The 18514-nt window shown below is 64.1% G+C and carries 15 protein-coding genes; 3 read left to right on the top strand and 12 right to left on the bottom strand.

What is annotated here, in order from left to right; translation table 11 throughout:
* The first annotated feature begins 3 nt into the window (after positions 1-3).
* Positions 4-1974 carry an alpha/beta hydrolase family protein gene (locus tag IEW18_RS03205; protein WP_188556387.1) on the top strand — a complete coding sequence of 657 codons (1971 nt, stop codon included), beginning with the start codon at positions 4-6 and terminating at the stop codon, positions 1972-1974.
* 7 nt (positions 1975-1981) lie between these two features.
* Here the strand turns inward: IEW18_RS03205 and IEW18_RS03200 are convergent, their stop codons facing one another.
* The 5 genes from IEW18_RS03200 to IEW18_RS03180 form a co-directional block, all read right to left on the bottom strand.
* Positions 1982-3811, bottom strand: a complete 1830-nt coding sequence (locus tag IEW18_RS03200; protein ID WP_188556386.1) for a prolipoprotein diacylglyceryl transferase family protein — start codon at positions 3809-3811, stop codon at positions 1982-1984.
* A 355-nt stretch (positions 3812-4166) separates the two neighbouring features.
* Positions 4167-4901, bottom strand: coding sequence for a hypothetical protein (locus IEW18_RS03195; protein ID WP_188556385.1), 735 nt, complete (start codon positions 4899-4901; stop codon positions 4167-4169).
* A 9-nt stretch (positions 4902-4910) separates the two neighbouring features.
* Positions 4911-5525 (bottom strand): hypothetical protein, encoded by a 615-nt coding sequence (locus tag IEW18_RS03190; RefSeq protein WP_188556384.1) that lies wholly within the window; start codon positions 5523-5525, stop codon positions 4911-4913.
* 48 nt (positions 5526-5573) lie between these two features.
* Positions 5574-7088, bottom strand: coding sequence for an SDR family oxidoreductase (locus IEW18_RS03185; protein WP_188556383.1), 1515 nt, complete (start codon positions 7086-7088; stop codon positions 5574-5576).
* Between the two features lie 668 nt (positions 7089-7756).
* On the bottom strand, positions 7757-8359 hold the full coding sequence (locus IEW18_RS03180) for a sce7726 family protein (protein ID WP_188556382.1): 603 nt from the start codon (positions 8357-8359) through the stop codon (positions 7757-7759).
* An 81-nt stretch (positions 8360-8440) separates the two neighbouring features.
* Between IEW18_RS03180 and IEW18_RS03175 the strand changes: the two genes are divergently transcribed.
* The gene (locus IEW18_RS03175; RefSeq protein ID WP_188556381.1) at positions 8441-8641 is read left to right on the top strand and encodes a hypothetical protein; all 201 of its coding nucleotides are present in this window, start codon (positions 8441-8443) and stop codon (positions 8639-8641) included.
* A gap of 60 nt (positions 8642-8701) precedes the next feature.
* Positions 8702-10354 (top strand): ArnT family glycosyltransferase, encoded by a 1653-nt coding sequence (locus IEW18_RS03170; protein WP_188556380.1) that lies wholly within the window; start codon positions 8702-8704, stop codon positions 10352-10354.
* A gap of 350 nt (positions 10355-10704) precedes the next feature.
* Here the strand turns inward: IEW18_RS03170 and lysA are convergent, their stop codons facing one another.
* From lysA to bioA, 7 genes are all read right to left on the bottom strand, one after another.
* Positions 10705-11847, bottom strand: a complete 1143-nt coding sequence (gene lysA, locus IEW18_RS03165; RefSeq protein WP_188556379.1) for a diaminopimelate decarboxylase — start codon at positions 11845-11847, stop codon at positions 10705-10707.
* 97 nt (positions 11848-11944) lie between these two features.
* Positions 11945-13270: an aspartate kinase gene (locus IEW18_RS03160; protein ID WP_188556378.1), complete on the bottom strand. Its 1326-nt coding sequence runs from the start codon at positions 13268-13270 to the stop codon at positions 11945-11947.
* 136 nt (positions 13271-13406) lie between these two features.
* Positions 13407-13565, bottom strand: a complete 159-nt coding sequence (locus IEW18_RS03155) for a hypothetical protein (RefSeq protein WP_188556377.1) — start codon at positions 13563-13565, stop codon at positions 13407-13409.
* Positions 13566-13680: 115 nt separating this feature from the next.
* A complete protein-coding gene (locus tag IEW18_RS03150; RefSeq protein ID WP_188556376.1) occupies positions 13681-14202 on the bottom strand; it encodes a hypothetical protein in 522 nt (173 codons plus the stop codon).
* Positions 14203-14358: 156 nt separating this feature from the next.
* Positions 14359-15717: a M28 family metallopeptidase gene (locus IEW18_RS03145; protein ID WP_188556375.1), complete on the bottom strand. Its 1359-nt coding sequence runs from the start codon at positions 15715-15717 to the stop codon at positions 14359-14361.
* A gap of 269 nt (positions 15718-15986) precedes the next feature.
* A complete protein-coding gene (locus tag IEW18_RS03140) occupies positions 15987-17195 on the bottom strand; it encodes a beta-ketoacyl synthase N-terminal-like domain-containing protein (RefSeq protein WP_188556374.1) in 1209 nt (402 codons plus the stop codon).
* Positions 17188-18510: an adenosylmethionine--8-amino-7-oxononanoate transaminase gene (bioA, locus tag IEW18_RS03135; RefSeq protein ID WP_188556373.1), complete on the bottom strand. Its 1323-nt coding sequence runs from the start codon at positions 18508-18510 to the stop codon at positions 17188-17190. The genes IEW18_RS03140 and bioA overlap by 8 nt, the downstream gene beginning before the upstream one ends.
* Positions 18511-18514 lie beyond the last annotated feature (4 nt).

Raw genomic sequence — 18514 nt, 5'->3', positions numbered from 1 at the left:
TGAATGAGGATAATTCTCGCGCTATTAGCAGCCCTGAGCCTGCTGCTGCCTACCCCCGTTGCCGCTCAAAAGCAGTACAACGTCATCGACTGGAAGGCGCCGGCCACGCTCAGCACCTACCTGCTGCAGCAGCTGCACGGGCAGTACGACCAGCGCCGGGCGGCCTGGGGCCAGGCCACGCAGTCGGCGGAGCAGATGCGGGCGTACCAGGACAGCGCGCGGGCGCGGTTTCGGCGGGTGCTGGGGCCGCTGCCAGTACGTACGCCGCTCCGGGCGCGGGTGACGGGTACGCTGGCCCGGACCGGGTTGCGGATTGAGAAGGTTATCTACGAAAGTACGCCGGGCCACCACGTAACGGCCAACCTATACGTGCCTGATGGAAAAGGCCGGCGGCCCGCGGTGCTGCTGTTCTGCGGGCACGAGCAGGAGTCGAAAGCCACGGAGTCGTACCAGAAAACGGCCATCCTGTTCGCCCAGAATGGGTTTGTTGTGCTGGTAATCGACCCCATTTCCCAGGGCGAGAGAATGCAGCTGACGGATGCCGCCGGTAAGCCCCTGACCCGGGGTGGCACCACGGAGCACACCCTGCTCAACGCCCAGGCCGCGCTGCTCGGCCGCTCGGTGCCGGCCGCTCAGCTCTGGGACAACGTGCGCGGCCTTGACTACCTGCTTACTCGCCGGGAGGTGGATGCCGAGCGAATCGGTTGCCTCGGCAACTCCGGCGGGGCCACTCAAACGGCTTATTTCCTGGGCTTCGATGACCGGGTGAAGGTAGCGGCCCTGTGCAGCTACGTGGCCGCCGGCGAGCGAAACCTGGAGCTGACCGGCCCCGCCGACGGCTGCGTGATGCTGCCCGGCGCCGGCCGCGCTGGCCTCGATTTAACAGAGTATCCGCTCATCTTCGCGCCCAAGCCCCTGCTGCTGCTCGCCGGCCGCTACGATTTCGTGGACTACGCCAGCATGCAGGCTACCCACCAAGAACTACAGCAGGCCTACCACTTGCTCGGCCAGCCGGAGCAGGTAGGAATGTTCACGTACGACGACGGCCACGGCATCTCCCAGCCCAAGCGCGAGGCCGCCGTGACGTGGTTTCGGCGGTTTTTGCTCCAGGATGCTACTCCCGTGCGGGAAGGAAACCTGGCTGTGCTATCCGAAAAGGAGCTGTGGTGCACCGCCACCGGCCAGGTAAACACGGCTTTTCCGCAAGAGCAAATTTTAACGGAAGCATACGCCGCCGAAGCCCGGCAACTCGAACGCACCCGGCCGGCGCTTACGCCGGAACAGCTGCGCGCCCTGGTGCAGCAGCAGGTGCAACTATCCGCCCCGCCGCCTGTAGCAGCCGAACCCAAAGGCACAGCCGTGGTGCAGGGCATTACCTGGCAGAAAGTGCTGCTTCGCCGCCCGGGTGAGCCGCCGCTTCCCTTGCTGCTGGCCCTACCTACGGGCGGCACGCCGCAAAAAGTGGCCCTGCTGCTCAGCGACGCCGGCAAGGCCAGCCTGGCCGACAGCACGGCGCTTATCCAACGCTACCTGCGGCAGCAAACGGCGGTGGTACTGCCCGATCTGCGGGGCCAGGGCGAAACCACCGACCCGGCCGCCTTCAACGACCCCAAGTACTACAACCGCGAATACCGTCCGGCCCTGCTGGGCCTGCACCTGGGCCGGCCACTGCTCGGGCAGCGCGTTACCGATATCCTGACGGTGCTGGAATGGATAGGTGGCCGGGCCGAGCTGCGGGCTGCTCCCGTAGAAGTGCACGCCTCGGGCCCGGTGGGGGTAGCGGCCCTGCACGCGGCCGTACTCACGGCGCGCATCAACCGGGTAGAACTAAGGCGGACGCCGGCATCTTTCCAGCAAATATTAACCGAGCCTACCGGCAAAGACGCATACTCCTGGGTGCTGCCCGGCGTGCTGCGCCACTACGATTTGCCCCAGCTGCGCCAGGCCCTGGGTGGCCGGTTGATGGAGCCGTAACGGTTGCTTAGCGGGCCGTGATGCGGCGGCTGATTCGCAGGCCAGCTTGCTGCTGATTGGGGTTGCCGAAGAGGGCGAAGGAATTAATTTGCCAGGCAGGAGTTGGGCGCACACCCGCCTCCACAAAGCCCGACCAGCGACTAGCGCCCGTTGGCACGTCGTAGAGCTTGGCGCTGGCTACTCCGGCCAGTAGCTGCCATTTCGAACCACCCAAGCCGGTGCCCACTCCCACGCGCTGCTGCGGATTCGCGGCCCCGTACCCGAGGTAGTTGTACTCAGCCAGCCCGTACACCCTCTCCCGTTTGCCTACCCGCACGGAGGCCTGCAGGTCCAGTGAGCTGATTCGGTCCCCGAATTGGTATTTATGGTAGCCCAGGGCCCCCACCAGCAGGCCGCCGCCAATCCCCAGCAAAGGTCGGTCGATTTGCACGTAGGGGTTCAAGGCCGCCAGCGCGGTACGGCGGTTGTAACCGTACCCGGAAAGCGACGTTTCCTGGTCGATGCCGGCATGCAGGCGAATACCAATTGTTCGTTCGGCTTTGTGCACTTCCCCATAGGGGTACACGCCGGGCATTCTGGTTCGGGAAAAATCAACGGTGCCCGTGGCGTAGCGGTGCCGATACCGCGTCAACGGGGTAGCGCCCCCGCAGCCCCCGTTGGTATTCTGCTCCCGCTGGAAGCTGCCCGCGCTAAAACTGCCGCTCAGCGTATAATACTTTTCCGGCTGGGCTTGGGCGAAATCCCGCGGTATTTGGCTGGTGAGTATGAATACCACACTGGCCAGCCCGAAGGGGAGGGCCACCCGGGCCGGCTGCCAACCTGCGCCAACCTGAAACAGCAGCGCCCCGCCTTCCAGCGCCAGCACAGCCAGCAGTAACGCCTTTATTACCACCACTTCCGGGAAGTTCAGGGCCCAGGGACCCAGCCACGCCGTGAGTACCAGCAAGCCCGCCACAGCCAGCAGGTTACGGGTTGGAAAGTTGAGAGGGGCTACCTCGGCGGCCGGCGCTTGGTAGCGAGCCTGCCGTACCTGCCACCACCACCAGCCCAGCGCCGCCGGGGCCATAACCAGCAGTACCCATTGCAGTTGCAGCAGCGTCAGGCCCGCGTGGGTGTGCAGTGCCGCCCCTACGGGCTCCCCGGCCGGGTCGCGCCAGAACTCCAGCCCGAACCGCCCCGCCAGCAACAGGCCCAACTGCAGCCACCGCCAGCTACCCCCCGGCCACGCCCGGTTTCGGGTGAGCCCCAGCACGGCGGCTACCCCCGCGCACAGCAGCAGCGCATAGCCCTGGGTGGGGTGCACCGGCAAGGAATGCGCGGCCCCGGCCGGCAGCAGCCCTTGGTATACCTGCACTAGGTACGGCAGCGTGTCGGGGGCATAGGTCAGGCCCCAGCCGCCCGCGGTAGGCACCCCGAAGCAACACCCCGTCAGGATACAGCCTATGCACTGCACTACCAGGGCCACGCACAGGGGTAGGGCAAAGGCATCGTACACGTGCCGGCGGTAGCCAAACGCCCGCCGCAGCCACGGCAGGCACACGCCCGAAGCCAGCGCCCCACCCAGAATAGAGCGGGCCTCGGAAGCGGGCAGCTGCCCCGTGGCAAACAGCGCCTGCCACTCTTCAGTAGAAAGAGCCAACAGCTTGGTGCCCAAAATAAAGGGAAGCGTAATGCAGGCCAGCAGCATCAGCCAGGACCGCACAGGGTAACCCCGCCGGCGGCCCTCCCATAAGAGCAACACCAGATTGACCCCAAACCCGGCCACGTAAAACAACGAGTAGTAATCGGGGCCGTGCGGAATAGCCAGAGTCCAGGGGCTGGAAGCAGGTAGGGGCATAGGGCAAGCAGTAAGAAGGTAAAAACAGCTCGGGTACTATTCTGACGATAGGAGTAGGCGTAAGCTAAAAACCGCCGCCCCGCCCACGGAACAAGGCAAGAGGCGGCGGCTGGGATGCAGCAATAAAAACTGGTAGGTAAGGAGGGGGCTTGGGGCCCGTCACGAAGGAATAGTGCGGTGGATAACGAGCTGAAGGTAAGGCACTAGATTCCGGTCGCGCCAACGAAAACACCGGGCAACCTGACTTTATAACTGCGTGGCACAGTAGGTAATATATTGATGATAAGATGAATACAACTTATAAAATAGGCTTTTTGAATAGTTGCCTTAGTCGCACGTATTGGCAGTAGAGCAGCTACTTGCTACCCCCCAACACCAGGTGAACTCCTGCCTGGCCTGCGCCATCGGGCCCTAGGGGTAGCTGCACGTGCAGGCCGCCCTCCCCGAAGGACCGGCGCAAGCCGGCTTCCAGGTACACGCCAATCTCCTGCTCGGGCGGCGCCAGGGTTGTAACGGCCAATCCGCCCCCTACGCGCAACCGACCAGCGAGCCAGCCGCCATAGGCCCCACCGAGTCGCAGAAACGGGTTGCCTAAGCCGCCAAACTCATCGGCGTACGAAAGCACACCGTGCCAGCCCGTCACCTGTCCGGCCCGGGCCCGCAGCTGCGGCACCACCCGGCCCGACTGCTGGCCCTCGGCCCGGTAGTCGCCGAGCCGCCCCACCCAGACACCCAGCGCAGCCCCAAAAAAGCGCCCATCCACGGCGGCGTAAGGGTTTACGCCCCAAATGGGGTGCGTCGTAGCCGCCGAACCCGTAACCGCTTGCTGCTGCCCCGCCCCCAGGCGCACGCCCAGGGTAACATCAGAATCATACTCGGCATCGGGGTAGCGCCAGCGGTTACGGCGGGCCAGGCCCAGGCCCGCGGCGGCGTAGCGGTAGTAACCCGGTACGCGGCCCGCGGTGCCGTACGCAGCTACGTGCCAGGTATTCTCGGAGCTGTGGCCGGTGGCCGGGCGCGGCGGCTCCGGCGTTTGGGCAAGCAGGGGAGCAACCCAAAGGGCTAGGCCCGCGGTGAGTAGGGTTTTCATGCCTTCGGGTTAAGGAAGTACGTAGCCCACCCGCGCGGTAGCACTCAGGATGTCGCCGGGAAAGTAGGAGTAGGTGCGGCTTTCGAGGCTGGCACCCAGGTAAATACGCTGGTGCAGGGTAGCATCAAGGCCCAGCCCCAGAGAGAAGCCGGGCTGGCGGATGGCGCGGCGTCGGTACTCGTTTTCCCGGAGCGTAGTAGTGGTGCCATCGGGGTTGAGGTAGGTGCCCGGGTAGCGGTACAGCTTGGTTTCGCGCCCCAGAAAAAACGCCGGTCCGGCCTCTAGCCGTAGCGCCACCCGCTCGGGCCGCCGACTGGTGCGAACCGCTACCAGCGCTTCGGCCCCGGCGGTAGCGTATTGCTCGCCGGGCTGTTTGTCGGGTTCCAGGCTGCGCGTATCGGCCCGGAAGGCGCTTAGGCGGGGTTGCACGCTGAACAGGGAGCGAGGGGAAAGTCGATGCTCAACACCTAGAAACACGACGGTGCCAGGCCAGCCGTAGTTGGTTTGCAAGGCCCGGCCCCCACCTACCAGGACCGTGGTGCGAGGAAGTGAGGCGGGGGAAGATTGGGCCAGCGCGGGCGAGAGGGGCGCGGCGAGCAACACCAGGAGTAAGGCTTTAGGCATACACGGGCAAGATACGTGAGGTAGGAAATAGGAATTCCTACCCGACAATTACCCTGCCACGGAGCCGCTAGCCGGGGCCCCGGCTAGCGGCTCCGTGGCAGGGTAGGGCGCCGCCTCCCCGTACTGCACAATGTTTTCAATCATGCCCTTGAAGATGACGAAATGGAAAGGCACCAGCGAATACCAGTACAGGCGTCCGGCCAGGCCGTGGGGCCGAAACGCGGCTAGCTGCTCCAGGGTGTGGGAGCCATCTTCATTATCCAGAATGCGGAACTGTAGCCAGGCCTCGCCGGGCAGCTTCATTTCGGCGTAGAGCAGCAGGCGGCGGCTGGCTTTGTCGGCCACGAGTACGCGCCAGAAGTCGAGCGGGTCGCCGGCGCGCAGCTTGGTGGCCGAGCGGCGGCCCCGGCGCAAGCCCACGCCGCCCACCAGCTTGTCCAGCAGCCCCCGGATGCGCCAGAGCCAGTCGACTTTGTACCAGCCCCGCTCGCCCCCAATGGCCCACACGTTGCGCAGCACCTCCTGGGGCGGCCGCGTAAAGCGCAGGCGCTGGCGGTCCTGGAGCAGGCCGTGCTGGGGTATCTGAATGTGGTCCATGTAGCCCTGGGGCATCACGCCGCTGCTCAGCGCGTCGCTCCAGCTGCTGACCACTTCGTTCTGCTCAATGCGCTGAAAGGCCAACTCTACCGCGGCCCGGTAGGGCATGCAGGGGTGGGGCACTACGGCCTGAATGCTGCGGCGTGGGTTCACCATGGTATCGTTGCGCAGACTTTCCACCAGGCTTTGGGCCAGGGAAAAGGTAGTGCTGGTAACCAGGTACAGCCACCACGACGAGAGCCGCGGCGTGAGCACCGGCACCGTGATAATGTAGCGCCGGAGCCCGCGCACCTGAGCCAGCCCCAGCAGCATCTGGCGGTAGGTCAGCACGTCGGGGCCACCAATATCAAACGACTGGCTAAGGCAAGCGGGGTTGTCGAGGACGGCCAGCAGGTAGTGCATCACGTCGCGGATGCCGATGGGCTGGCAGCGCGAGTTCAGCCAGCGAGGGGTCACCATCACGGGCAACTTGTCGACCAGGTCGCGGATAATCTCAAATGAAGCTGAGCCGGAACCGATGATAATGCTGGCCCGCAGCACCGTGAGAGCCGCTTTATCGGCGCGGCGCAATTCCTTTTCCACGGCCTTGCGGGAGCGAAGATGCACGCTCAGGGCCCGGTCGTTGGCAATGCCGGAAAGGTAGATAACCTGCCGGCAGCTGGTGCGGTTGAGGTAGCGGGTAAAGTGCCGGGCCGACTCCTGCTCCAGCCGGAAAAAGTCCTTGTTGTGCCCGCTCATGGAGTGCACCAGGTAGTAGGCCGCCTCAATGTCGGTGGGCAGCTGCGCCAGTGAATCGGGCTTCAGCAAGTCGCCCTGCGCTACCGTAACGTGGCTGCGCAACCGTTCGGGCAGCTCAAAGCGGCGGGCGTCGCGCACTAGGCAGGTTACGTGGTGGCCGGCTTCCACCAGCAGCGGCAACAGCCGTTGGCCGATGTAGCCATTGGCGCCAGTAAGTAGAATATTCATGGCAGCAGCAAACGGTTCAGGTGTCTAACTGCTTTCAGTAACAGGAAGTTATGAGAGGCTGCTTTTCAAGGAAAGGCAACCTGGGTAGGCGTAGGGCGAGGAAAAGGAACCAGGTAGGGCGGGGTTTGGGCTTGAGAAGGGCAACACGACCCGTTCTGCGCTATGTGAAAAGTCTTGTGGGTAGTAATTCAGCGGAACATCATGGCGAGCCTTCTGAGCCAGAAGCAGAGACGAAGCATCTTGCTAAGCTGCGTGAACTGTAACATCTTGAATTCAACAACGGCCGTCATGCAGAGGCGGAGCCCAGGCATCTCGCGGGCTGAGGCTGCTAGGCTATTCCTACGGCAGCCAAGCGAGATGCTTCGGCTCCGTCTCTGCATGACAACCGTTTAGGTAATTGTTCACTCAGCCCTGGTCGACGTTAAAACGGTGCTGTTACCCGTGAATAGTAAAAAGAACGGTCATGCTGAGCCCCGCGAAGCATCTCTCCCGCTTCGTTGAGCAAACGCCAGCAGTTAGCTAGCGGGAGAGATGCTTCGCGGGGCTCAGCATGACCGTAGTATGGGAACGTCAGCCCGCGAGATGCTGCACTCTGCTTCGGGGCAGAACCCACGGCGGCGGTTACTCTCCTAACGGTTGCTTCTAGGCGTCAGCACACGAGGGCAACCTTACTTCCGCTTGGGGCGCTTGCGCCGCCGGGCGGCCACCCGCTGCCGCTCCGCCTTGCGCTCAGCCCGGAAAGCCAGGCGCTCCTCCATGCGGCCCATGAGCTGGCGCCGTACGTGGTGGGCCAGGGCCGACAAGGACACCAGTTGGGTCGTACGCAGGAAATTCAGAATGTCGCGGCGGCGGTAGGTGCTGACGCCCGCTAGGCCCTGGGCCAGCAGAAACTGCTTGATTTCCTCCAGGCGCAGCAGCGCTGCCACGGCCGGCCGCTCCACGGTGGCGTTGTACAGGGCCGGGCGGTGCGCGTGCAGCCCCTCACTGGAAGCCACCAGCACGCCTACCCACTCCGGCAGCTGGGGTAGGAGCTTGGGCAGGTGCTTTTCGGTGACTACAAACGTGACGAAATCATAGGCCCGGCCGTAGCACGGCAGTTGCTTGGCCACGCGCTGTAGGGTGTCGGCATCACCTTTCAGCTCGTAGCCGTGCATGAACTGCTCCGTAATGTGGACCACATCGGCGCGGGTAGTGCCGGTGGGCAGCTCATCCACGTACACGCCGCCTTGCAGCAAGGGGTAAAGCAGGGTACGGATTTCCGGGTCGTTCATGGGGGGAGTAGGTAGCCGCCGAAGCGCCCGCAAAGTTCGGCGGAAAGGGCCAACAACGCTACCGGTTTCCTACCTTGAGGAATGAACACGCTATTTGGTCGTTATCAGGCGGCTCCCGTTTTCTATGCGGGCCTGGTGTGGGTGCTTATCGGGGTGTTTGGCAAGGACCACACTACCTTCCTCATACTGGGCTTGCTGTTCATGGTCATGGGGCTGAAGCGAGTAAACCAGCCCCCACAGCAGGAGCCGCCAGACGCGCCAGCGGCGCCGGCTGACCAGTAGGGGCAAGCAGGGGGCGGGCTTTGTCGCTACCTTTGGGGCGTCTCCGTATCGTATTCCGCTATGCCCTTCCCGATGACCTCCCGCCGCTGGCTCTGGCTTTTTCTTTTGGTGCTTGGTGCCGCTTTTTTCTGGCAGCTGGGCAGCTGGGGGCCGCTCGAGAGCAGTGAGGCGCGCTACGCGGAAATCGGGCGGGAAATGCTGGCGGGCCAGGACTGGCTCCACCCGCGCCTGCTCGGGATTCAGCACTTCCACAAGCCCCCGCTCACGTACTGGCTCACGGCCGCCGGCCTGGGCTTGCTGGGCGAAAACACGCTGGGCGTGCGCCTGCTGCCGGTGCTGGCCGTGCTGCTGCAAGTGGGGCTCCTGTACGGGCTGGCGCTGCTGCTGTTCCAGCAGGACCGGGCCCGCGCCCTGGCCGCGGCCGTCATCTACGGCACGCTGCCCGTCGTGCTGATTTCGGCCCTCAACGTCACCACCGACGCCTACCTGGCTACCCTGGAGCTGGCCGCGGCCTACGGTATTCTGCGCTACTACCACGGGGGCGGGGCGCGCTGGCTCTACCTGTTTTGGGTGGGACTGGGGCTGGCCTTTCTTACCAAAGGTCCCGTGGGCTTTGTGCTACCCCTGATGGTGGTTATCGGGTTTTACTTCCGGCAGGGCCAAGCTAAGCGGCCGTTCACCGTGCACCACGCCCTGGGCTTTCTGGTGTTTGCGCTGGTGGGGCTGAGCTGGTATCTGTATCTGATTGGGGAGAATCCGGCTTTTCTGCGCTACTTCCTGTTTGAGCACACGGTGGAGCGCTTTGCCAACGCGGCCACCTTTAACCGGGCCAAGCCGTGGTGGTTTTACCTCGTGCTGGCCCCGGCTACCAGCCTGCCCTGGGCCGTGGCCCTGGTGGTGCGGGCCGGGCGCACGCCCTGGAGCACGGTGCCCCAGCAGTGGCGCAACGTGCTTATTTTCTGGGTGCTGGTGCCGCTGCTGTTCTTCTCCCTGTCCAAGTCCAAGCTGCTGCTTTACGTGCTGCCCATCTTCCCGGGGGTAGTGCTCCTGACGGTGTACTACCTGGGCCGCTGCACCGAGGCCGCCCTGCACCGCTGGTACGTGGGCATCGTGGCGTTTTACGGGCTGCTGCTGGGCGCGCTGTGCTTCCTGCCCATCCTGACCACGGTGGTCAATGTGGGGTTTGAGGTGAAGCCGCTCACGGCCATCTGGCCCGCGGCGGGCATTATTGCGCTGGTGCTCACCCTCACGCTCTGGAACCAGGTGCGCATTGCCCCGCGCCTGCTAGTGGCCACCACCTTGTTCACGGTATTTCTGCTGCTGTCGGCCAAGCCTATTCTGCAGCAGAACGAGCTGGCGTTCAACGGTAGCCGCCCGCTGGCTGCGTTCCTGCGCGGCAAGCAGCTCACTTCCCGCCAGGTGCTCGTGTACGACCAGCTGCTGCCTTCCCTGGCTTTTGAGCTGGGCCAGCTGCCCGTATTCCTCAACGATGGCAACAGCAGCCTCAACCGCGAAACCCAGTTTGAACCCGGCGCCAGCTGGCACCGCTACCTGCTTTACCTCCAGGACCCTACCCAGGAGCCTGCCCTCGGGGCCCTGCTGCTCCAGCACCCGGTACTGCTGGTAAAAGGCGAGCTGAAACCCGAGCGCCGCTGGATGCTGCGCTACTTCACCCACGAGGAAAAGCTAGGCAAGTGGACCGTACGGTGGTAGAGAGCAACCACGCGGAAACGGGTAGCAGTACTGGCCGCCGAAGCACCGCCCGGCCCGAAAACAGAAAAGCCGCTACCAGAGGTAGCGGCTTTTTCTACGGGGTTGCAGTCAGCTATTCTATATCCACCCTACTCCATTCACCAACTGCAACACACCACGCAAAGAGCCTTCCTTTCCAATAAACTCTTTGTGCGCCGTTTGTTATTGAGTCAAAGGTAGATAGGGCCGGGCCCAGTTGGCGGCAACTTTTGGCTAACGGCTACTTCTGCACGGCCAGCGGCGCCTCCCGCCCGACGGACGGCGGCAACCGGGCGGCGCGGTAGCGGCCCCTGGGCCGGCCGCTGCCCCGGCTAGCGGTACACGGCCTCGGCCTTCTCGCGCAGGTTGTAGGCCGAGGACATTACCTCGCCGTAAGCCCCCGCCGAGCGAATAGCCAACAGGTCGCCGCGCCGGGTTTCCGGGAGCAGCACCGCCTTGCCGAACGTATCCGACGACTCGCAGATGGGCCCCACAATGTCGTAGGCCAGCTCCGGGGCCTGGCTGGTCAGGTTCTGGATGAGGTGGAAGCTGCCGTAAAGCGCCGGCCGAATCAGCTCCGTCATGCCGGCATCGAGAATGGCGAAACGGGTTTGCTGGCTTTCCTTCACGTAGAGCACCCGGCTCATGAGCGTGCCGCACTGGGCCACCACAGCCCGGCCCAGCTCCACGTGCACCTGCTGGCCCGGCCGCCGCTCCAGGTGCTGCTCAAACATGCCGAAGTAGGCGGCAAAGTCCGGAATGGGGTGCTGGTCGGGGCGTTGGTAATCGATGCCCAGGCCCCCGCCCACGTTGAGGTGAGGCAACTGGTGGCCGCGCCCTTCCAGCCAGGTTTGCAGCTCGTTGAGCTTGCGGCTCAGGTTGGCAAACGCCGACAGCTCCGTAATCTGGGAGCCAATGTGGGCGTGCAGACCCACCAGCTCCACGTGGGGCAGGCCGTCGAGCCCGTCGATGACGCCGGCCAGATCGGGCAGACTGATGCCGAACTTGTTGGCATCGAGGCCCGTGGTGATGTAGGCGTGGGTGTGGGCATCCACGTTGGGGTTGATGCGCAGGGCTACCCGGGCCTTCCGACCCTGAGCCCCCGCCAGCTCGTTGAGCACCTGCAGCTCCGGCACCGATTCGGCGTTAAAGCAGAAGATATCGGCGGCCAGGGCGCGGCTGATTTCCGCATCGGACTTGCCCACCCCCGCAAACACCACGTGGTCCGGCGCGAAGCCGGCCTCCAGGGCGCGCTGCACTTCGCCGCCGCTCACGCAGTCGGCCCCCAGCCCGGCCTGCTGAATGCGCCGCAGAATGGGCAAGTTGGAGTTGGCTTTCAGGGCGTAGTGCACCTGAAAGTTACCCGGCCGGGCCGCCGCCGTAAGCGCCGCCAGGGTCTGGTCCAGCAGTTGCAGGTCGTAGTAGTAGAAAGGCGTGGGCTGCTGGGCAAGCTCCGCCGGAAGTTGGAATGACATTGGATTAGGTGCGAGAGGCGAAAACGACAAGCTAGAAGCCGGCTTCCTCTTCAACTGAGGAAAAAGGCCCGTTCTTCAGCTCTAAAAACAAACCTGGTTAGCGCTGGAAAACGCCGGCATTCAGGGCCTGCAAGGCGCGAACCTTGTCGTTGGTATGCACCAGAATGCTGATGTTATTGGGCGAGCCGCCGTAGCTAATCATGCGAACGGGAATGTCCTTCAGGGCTGCAAAGGCCTGGTTGGCAGCCCCGTGCGCTTCCTGCCCCAGGCTGCCTACCAAACAGATGATGGACTGATTATCATCTACTTCCACGGTGCCGAAGCGCTGCAGCTCCCCCAGAATCTGGGGTAGGCGCGTGGCGTCGTCGATGGTCAGGGACACGGCTACCTCGGAGGTGGTAATCATGTCGATGGAAGTGCGGTAACGCTCGAAAATCTCGAACAGGCTGCGCAGGAAACCGTGGGCCAGTAGCATCCGGCTCGACTTCACGTTGATGGCCGTAATGCCATCCTTAGCCGCTACGGCCTTGATGGCCTCGGCCCCGGTTTTGGCCGAAATCAGGGTGCCGGGCGCCTCGGGCTGCATGGTGTTAAGCAGGCGCACCGGAATGCCGTGCTGGCGGGCCGGCAGCACCGAGCTGGGGTGCAGGATCTTGGCCCCGAAATACGCCAGCTCCGCCGCCTCGTCAAACGACAGCTCCCGGATGGGGTAGGTGCCCTGCACGATGCGCGGGTCGTTGTTGTGCAGGCCGTCGATGTCGGTCCAGATCTGGATTTCCTCGGCTTCCACGGCCGCCCCAATCAGGGAAGCGGAGTAGTCGGAGCCCCCGCGCTTGAGGTTGTCGATGTGGCCCTGGGCGCTGCGGCAGATGTAGCCCTGGGTAATAAACAGCTGCTCAGCGGCGTAGGGCGCCAGCGTGGCGGCCAGGTGCTCCCGGATGTAGGCCGCGTCGGGTTCCTCATCCACATCCAGACGCATAAAGTCCAGGGCCGGCAGCAGCACGGCCGGGCGGTGCAGCACCTGCGTTACGTAGCGGTGCACGAGCAAGGTGCTCAGCAGCTCGCCCTGGGCCAGAATCACCCGTTCGCCATCGGCGGAAAGTGGGGCCGAAGTCAGGCGGAGTACCGTGTCGAAGTGCTGGTTTAGCGCCTCAATGGTGGCTTCGGCGGTGGCTGCCTCCGGAAGCAGCTCGCGGGCTACCTCGTGGTAGCGCTGGCGCAGGGCCTCCAGGCGGGCGGTAGCAGCGGTAGTATCGCCGGCGTACAGCAGGGTAGCAATTTCAACCAGGGCGTTGGTGGTGCCGCTCATGGCCGAGAGTACCACGATGCGGCGCTGCAAGTGCGGGGCATGTACCAACTCGGCTACTTCGCGCATCCGCTGCGGCGACCCAACGGACGTGCCGCCAAACTTTAGAATTTTCATAAACGGTGAAAAACGGGAGATAAGTGGCGCAGAAAAGCCCGTAAGGTTGCGGGCAGGAATGAAAAAAAGCGCCGATCCTGGGCAGGACCGGCGCTTAGAGGTTCAGTAGGAAGGCTACAGCGAACAGGTGCGACGGTCAGGTCGGGTTGCGTTTCTTCGATTTCTTGACCATCAACAGGCCCGCCGCCAGGGGCAGGGCTACCCGTTTGCCCGGCGCTACGTTCGTCTGCACGGCCGCTACCCCGGCCGAAGCCCGCCGCGCGGTGGTACAGAAGAAACAAGCAGTGTTCGTCATGGTGAAAAAGCAACCGCCGCAGCTTAGGAGCCGCCGCGCTTTTGCGGCCGCAAGTACGGAGTTTCCGCGAAAAATTTCAGCAGCCGGCAGCAGAAAGTTTAAGCCACAACTTCACCTATAGCAGCACTTCCAGCGTGAGTGTCGGCAGCACCAGCAGCCGCCGGCCGCTGATACGCATGGTGTTGTCGGCGTAAGTAGCCTGAAAACCGTTGGCTACGAACAGCTGAATGCCGGTGCGCAGCTGCTCATGAAACCGCACGTTGGCCCCAAAGCTGCCACTTACGTTCAGGTCGCGGACGGTGCCGCGCTGCCCGTGCTGGTTCCAGTGGTAACCGGTGTAAAGACTGCCAAAACCCACGGTGGGCTCCAGCCAGGCCAGGCGGCTGGGCAGGTAGTACACAATCTGCCCGATGCCGGCGTTGCTGTATTCCTGCGGCACAGTACCGTCGGAGGTGCGTACGCCGGCCAGCTTCAGGCCGAAGCGAGGTGTCAGGCGGGCCTCGGCCAGTAGCCCAGCGGTGCGGTAAGATCCTAGCGCGCCCAGGGCTACGCGGTACGGCGCAGGCGGGGCGGGGGCTTGCGCCTGGGCGTAGAAAGGACAAAAACCAGCGGCCAGCAGGAGCAGGAGGTGTTTCATACGCAACGCGGATAACTAAACGTGGATAACAAGCTAAGCCGCAATATAGCGGAATCAGCTTGTTGCGTGGAAAACAGCTCAGACAGTCCTGTATGGACAATTTCTTCACCCCATGAGCCGGGCAGCGCAGTTGTTGGCGTCGGTACGGAGGTTATTCTACCGCACCGGCTTCGGGATAACCGGCAGGCTCTCGTGGCCCTCGGCATCCACTGACACTACCCCGAAAATGTAGTTGTCCTTGCTGTGGGGTAGGTCGGCCTTGGTGTCGGTTACGAAGAACTTCTGCTGCCACTCCGGGGCGCTGGTTTCGCGCATGAGCACGTAGTAGCCGGCCGGTTTCTCGCCCATTTTGGGGGCTTCCCATTTCAGTTCGGTGCGGTTCGTGAGGTTGGCCGTAAGCACGCCCACGTTTTCGGGCGCGGCGGGGGCAAGGGCCAGGGAGGCCAGGGTGGCCAGGTTCACGCCGGTGTTGCGCCGCAGGTAGGGAAAGTCCATGAACTTGGCATGGTCGCCGTACTCCGTGCCGCTTTCCGTGCGCAAATCCTGGTGCTGGTGGCGGAAGTCCTCGTTCATTTCTGAGAAGCGCACCGCCGTAAAGCCCTGCTGGTTGAAGGGCGTATGGTCGCCGCCGCGCAGGAACCGGTCGGGGCGGTACTCCAGCACTACCTCGTGACCGGGCACGTACTGCTGGCAGGCCAGGCGGGTGTAGCGGGCCAGGTTGCGGCTGGGCGAGTCGTTTTCCGAGGACAGCGTGCGGCGCACCCGGGCCTCGTCGGCGGTTTCGGTGGCGGGCACGCCCTCGCTGAACACGCGCAGGCGCTTGTCGTCCTTGATTTCCGGGTCGTGACCCGAGGAGTTGCCCATGATGTCGTTGTTGAGCATGGCCACCAAGTTCCAGCCCTCTTTCTTCGCCCGCTTAGCCAGGTGAGTCGAGCCGTAGAGGCCCTGTTCCTCGCCCTGCACGGCCACGAAAATGATGGTCGCCGGAAACTGCTGCCGCGACATCACCCGGGCCAGCTCCATTACGGCCACCGTGCCGGAGCCGTCGTCGTTGGCACCGGGCGCGTCGGCCGTGGCGTTCATCACGTCGGTCACGCGCGAGTCGATGTGGCCGCTGACGATGAAGATGCGCTTATCGGTGGGGTCGGTGCCGGGCAGCGTGGCCATGACGTTAGCCATGAGCACGGGCCGGTCGATGCGGCGGCCGTCGGGCTTGATGGTGAAGGTATCCTGCTCCACCTTCAGGCGGCCCCCGCTGGCTTTGCTGTACTTCCTGAACTCACTTTCCACCCAGTTACGAGAAGCCCCAATGCCGCGCTTTTTGCTTTTGGTATCCGAAAGGGTGTGGCGCGTGCCAAAGCTCACGAGCTTGTCAATGTCCTCGCGCAGGTTTTTCTCCGAAATGTCCTGCACCATCTTCGTGATAAGCGGATCGGGGGTAGCGGTGGGTTTGGTTTGGGCAAAGGCGGAGGCGCTGAGGCCCAGGGAAAGCAAAAGCAGCGTAGAACGGCGCATGGTTGGAGCTAAGGTCAGATAGGGGATTAGGCAAGAGACGCGCAACCGCAGCTGCACGTTGCGGCGCAAGGTAAGGCCCGCGCCCGGTTAGCCAGGTATAAGTTATGGGCCAAGCCGGACCCAGCTACGCACCCCTAGCATCTGCTTCCCTCGGTTATCTTGAACAGCGCGCAGCGGTTATTCCAAGGATTCTTACTACCCCAACGCCGCGGAGGCAGTCCTTCGCTAGGCTCAGCCTAACCGAAGAGGGCAGCATTTCATCCTCCCAATTACGCCTCCAGCACCGACACCAGGGCGCTGGCGGCATTGCCCCCGAAGCCCGCCGCATTCACCAAGATGCGCCGGATGGGCCGCGCCGCGGCGGTGGCTATATCCGTAAGAAAAGGTGGTGCGGGCCAGTGCTGAGTAGCCAGCACGTGCAGGGCAAAGTCGAGGCTCAGGGCTGCCGATGCGCCCAGCGTGTGGCCGATCAGCCATTTGTTCGATAAGAGAAGGGGCAGTGGCTCCCCGAAAACAGCCCGTAAGGCGGCCCGCTCGGCCGCGTCGCCGGCGGGGGTGCCGGGGCTATGCAGCACCACGGCATCTACTTCGGCTGGGGTTACCTTTGCCTGAGCCAGGGCCCGGCCAATGGCCTGCTGAAAGTGCTGACCGTCGGGCGAAAGGCCGGTTTTGCTACCGATGGCCTCGAAGCCAAACCCCACGCTTTCCAGCACAAACACCGGTTCTGCTGACTGCTCCGAGGCTAGTTGCTGCCGGCTTACTTTTTCCAGGGCAAACACGGCGGCGCCTTCTCCCAGCACAAAGGTGGAAGGCCGGCCCGCGCCCGGCCGGCAGGGCCACTCGGTTGCGGGGTGAGGTGAATAGATGCCGATAGCCCGCATCTGGGCCAGGGTAAAGCGCGTAAGCGGTGCTTCAGTGCCGCCCGCCAGAAAACGGGTAGCCATGCCCGCGCGCAGCCACGCCATAGCATTGCCCAGGGCCTGAAACGCGCTGCTGCAAGTGCTGGAGTGGCTGAGCGCGGCGCCCCCGGTGCTGCCCGCATCATAGGCCACCCAACTGGCTACGTTGCCCAGGGTAGTAAACGGGGAAGCCGCGGCGGGTACGCTCCCCGCGGCCAGAAACTCGGCGTGGAAATCCTCGAGCCGCTGGGTGGCGCCCCGGCTGGAGCCCATGCTCACGGCCAGCGGCCGGTTCGGCGCATCCCCGGAGCCTGGGCTCCAGCCGGCCGCCGCCGTGGCCTGGCGGGCCGCCAGCAAGCCCAGCAGCACCGTCCGGTCGAGCTGACGATAGGCCGGGACGTCGCGGCGCAGCTGGGTTACGGCAGCTTCGGCCCCGGCGGGTAGGGCCGCTACGGGTAGGCTGGTTGCGTGGGTAGAGAAGGGCGAGGCATCGGCGGGTAGGGTAGGCAACAGGCCCAGCGCCGAAACCCGCCCCCGGCCCCGAATGACAATCAGGTCTTCAGCAAGCGGTTCAGTCATGCAGATATTCAGGCAGGGTAGGAGCGGGCCGAAAGTTCAGGACCAGTTCGCGCAGCTGGCGCAGTACGTTATAAAGTAGCTCCAGCTCCGCCGGAGTAGTGCAGTATGGAGGCAGCAGGTACACCACGTTGCCCAGGGGGCGCAGCACCACATGGTTATCAAGGGCGAGCTGGTAGAAGGCGTCGCGCAGGCGGCTGAAGTAGCTGGTGCCCTCGCCGGGGTCGTACTCCACGGCCAGGATGGTGCCGCGGTGGCGCACCTGCCGGATGCCCGGCAAGGCCTCTATTTCCTGGCGGAAAGCGGCGTGAGCCGCCGCCATGCGCTGGCGCTGCTGGGTGCACTGCTCGGCGCGGGTTAGCTCCAGACTGGCCAGGGCGGCGGCGCAGGCCACGGGGTTCGCGGTGTAGGAGTGGCCGTGAAACAGGGCCCGCATCTTGTCGTCGCTCAGAAAAGCGTTGTAGATGGGGGCCGCGCAGGTAGTCAGGCCCATGGCCAGGGTGCCGCCGGTCAGGCCCTTGGAAAAGCACATGATGTCGGGCTGCTCCTGAAGAAGGCTGCTGGCAAACAGCGGGCCGGTGCGCCCGAAGCCGGTCATCACCTCATCGGCAATGCAGAGCACCCCGCGCTGGTGGCAGCGGCGCACCAGCTCGTCCAGCACTTCCGGCGAGTACATTACCATGCCCGCCGTGCCCAGCACCAGGGGCTCGAAAATGAAGCCGGCTACCTCAGGCCGTGCGAACAACACCTCGAGCTGGGCCAGCACCTCGGCTTCCCTACCCGGCACGGGCACATCAATAAACTCCACGTCGAAGAGCAGCGGCCAGAAGGGCTGGGTGAAGGCGCCGCGGCTGCTCACGGCCATGGCCCCGAACGTGTCGCCGTGGTAGGAGTCACGGAAGCACAGGAAGGTGCGGCGCTCCGGCTGGCCCAGGTTGTGAAAGTACTGCAGCACCATTTTCAAGGCTACTTCCACGGCCGTCGAGCCGTTGTCGGAATAGAACACGCGGGCCTGGTTGCTGGGTAGAATTTCCAGCAACTGCTCGGCCAGCTCCACGGCGGCCGGGTGCGTGAAGCCGGCAAACAGCACGTGCTCCAGGGTCCGGAGCTGCTCGCTCACGCGCTGGGCAATGTGCGGGTGGGCATGCCCGTGCAAATTCACCCACCACGAGGAAATGCCGTCGAGGTAGCGGGTGCCGTCTTCGGCAATCAGCCAGCTGCCTTCGCCGCGCACAATGGGCACGGCCAGCGGGGCAGTCTGCATTTGGGTATACGGGTGCCACACAACAGAGTGGTCCCGCTCGGAAAGAGTAGGCATGGGA

The sequence above is a fragment of the Hymenobacter glacieicola genome, from assembly GCF_014640315.1.
GTDB lineage: Bacteria > Bacteroidota > Bacteroidia > Cytophagales > Hymenobacteraceae > Hymenobacter > Hymenobacter glacieicola.
Note: the sequence above shows the minus strand (reverse complement) of the source record. Positions and strands in the feature narration are given on the sequence as shown.

Excerpts from the sequence above, each read along its gene's own strand:
- IEW18_RS03205 (WP_188556387.1), top strand. The coding sequence starts at position 4 with ATGAGGATAATTCTCGCGCTATTAGCAGCCCTGAGCCTGCTGCTGCCT.
- IEW18_RS03200 (WP_188556386.1), bottom strand. The coding sequence starts at position 3,811 with ATGCCCCTACCTGCTTCCAGCCCCTGGACTCTGGCTATTCCGCACGGC.
- IEW18_RS03195 (WP_188556385.1), bottom strand. The coding sequence starts at position 4,901 with ATGAAAACCCTACTCACCGCGGGCCTAGCCCTTTGGGTTGCTCCCCTG.
- IEW18_RS03190 (WP_188556384.1), bottom strand. The coding sequence starts at position 5,525 with ATGCCTAAAGCCTTACTCCTGGTGTTGCTCGCCGCGCCCCTCTCGCCC.
- IEW18_RS03185 (WP_188556383.1), bottom strand. The coding sequence starts at position 7,088 with ATGAATATTCTACTTACTGGCGCCAATGGCTACATCGGCCAACGGCTG.
- IEW18_RS03180 (WP_188556382.1), bottom strand. The coding sequence starts at position 8,359 with ATGAACGACCCGGAAATCCGTACCCTGCTTTACCCCTTGCTGCAAGGC.
- IEW18_RS03175 (WP_188556381.1), top strand. The coding sequence starts at position 8,441 with ATGAACACGCTATTTGGTCGTTATCAGGCGGCTCCCGTTTTCTATGCG.
- IEW18_RS03170 (WP_188556380.1), top strand. The coding sequence starts at position 8,702 with ATGCCCTTCCCGATGACCTCCCGCCGCTGGCTCTGGCTTTTTCTTTTG.
- lysA (WP_188556379.1), bottom strand. The coding sequence starts at position 11,847 with ATGTCATTCCAACTTCCGGCGGAGCTTGCCCAGCAGCCCACGCCTTTC.
- IEW18_RS03160 (WP_188556378.1), bottom strand. The coding sequence starts at position 13,270 with ATGAAAATTCTAAAGTTTGGCGGCACGTCCGTTGGGTCGCCGCAGCGG.
- IEW18_RS03155 (WP_188556377.1), bottom strand. The coding sequence starts at position 13,565 with ATGACGAACACTGCTTGTTTCTTCTGTACCACCGCGCGGCGGGCTTCG.
- IEW18_RS03150 (WP_188556376.1), bottom strand. The coding sequence starts at position 14,202 with ATGAAACACCTCCTGCTCCTGCTGGCCGCTGGTTTTTGTCCTTTCTAC.
- IEW18_RS03145 (WP_188556375.1), bottom strand. The coding sequence starts at position 15,717 with ATGCGCCGTTCTACGCTGCTTTTGCTTTCCCTGGGCCTCAGCGCCTCC.
- IEW18_RS03140 (WP_188556374.1), bottom strand. The coding sequence starts at position 17,195 with ATGACTGAACCGCTTGCTGAAGACCTGATTGTCATTCGGGGCCGGGGG.
- bioA (WP_188556373.1), bottom strand. The coding sequence starts at position 18,510 with ATGCCTACTCTTTCCGAGCGGGACCACTCTGTTGTGTGGCACCCGTAT.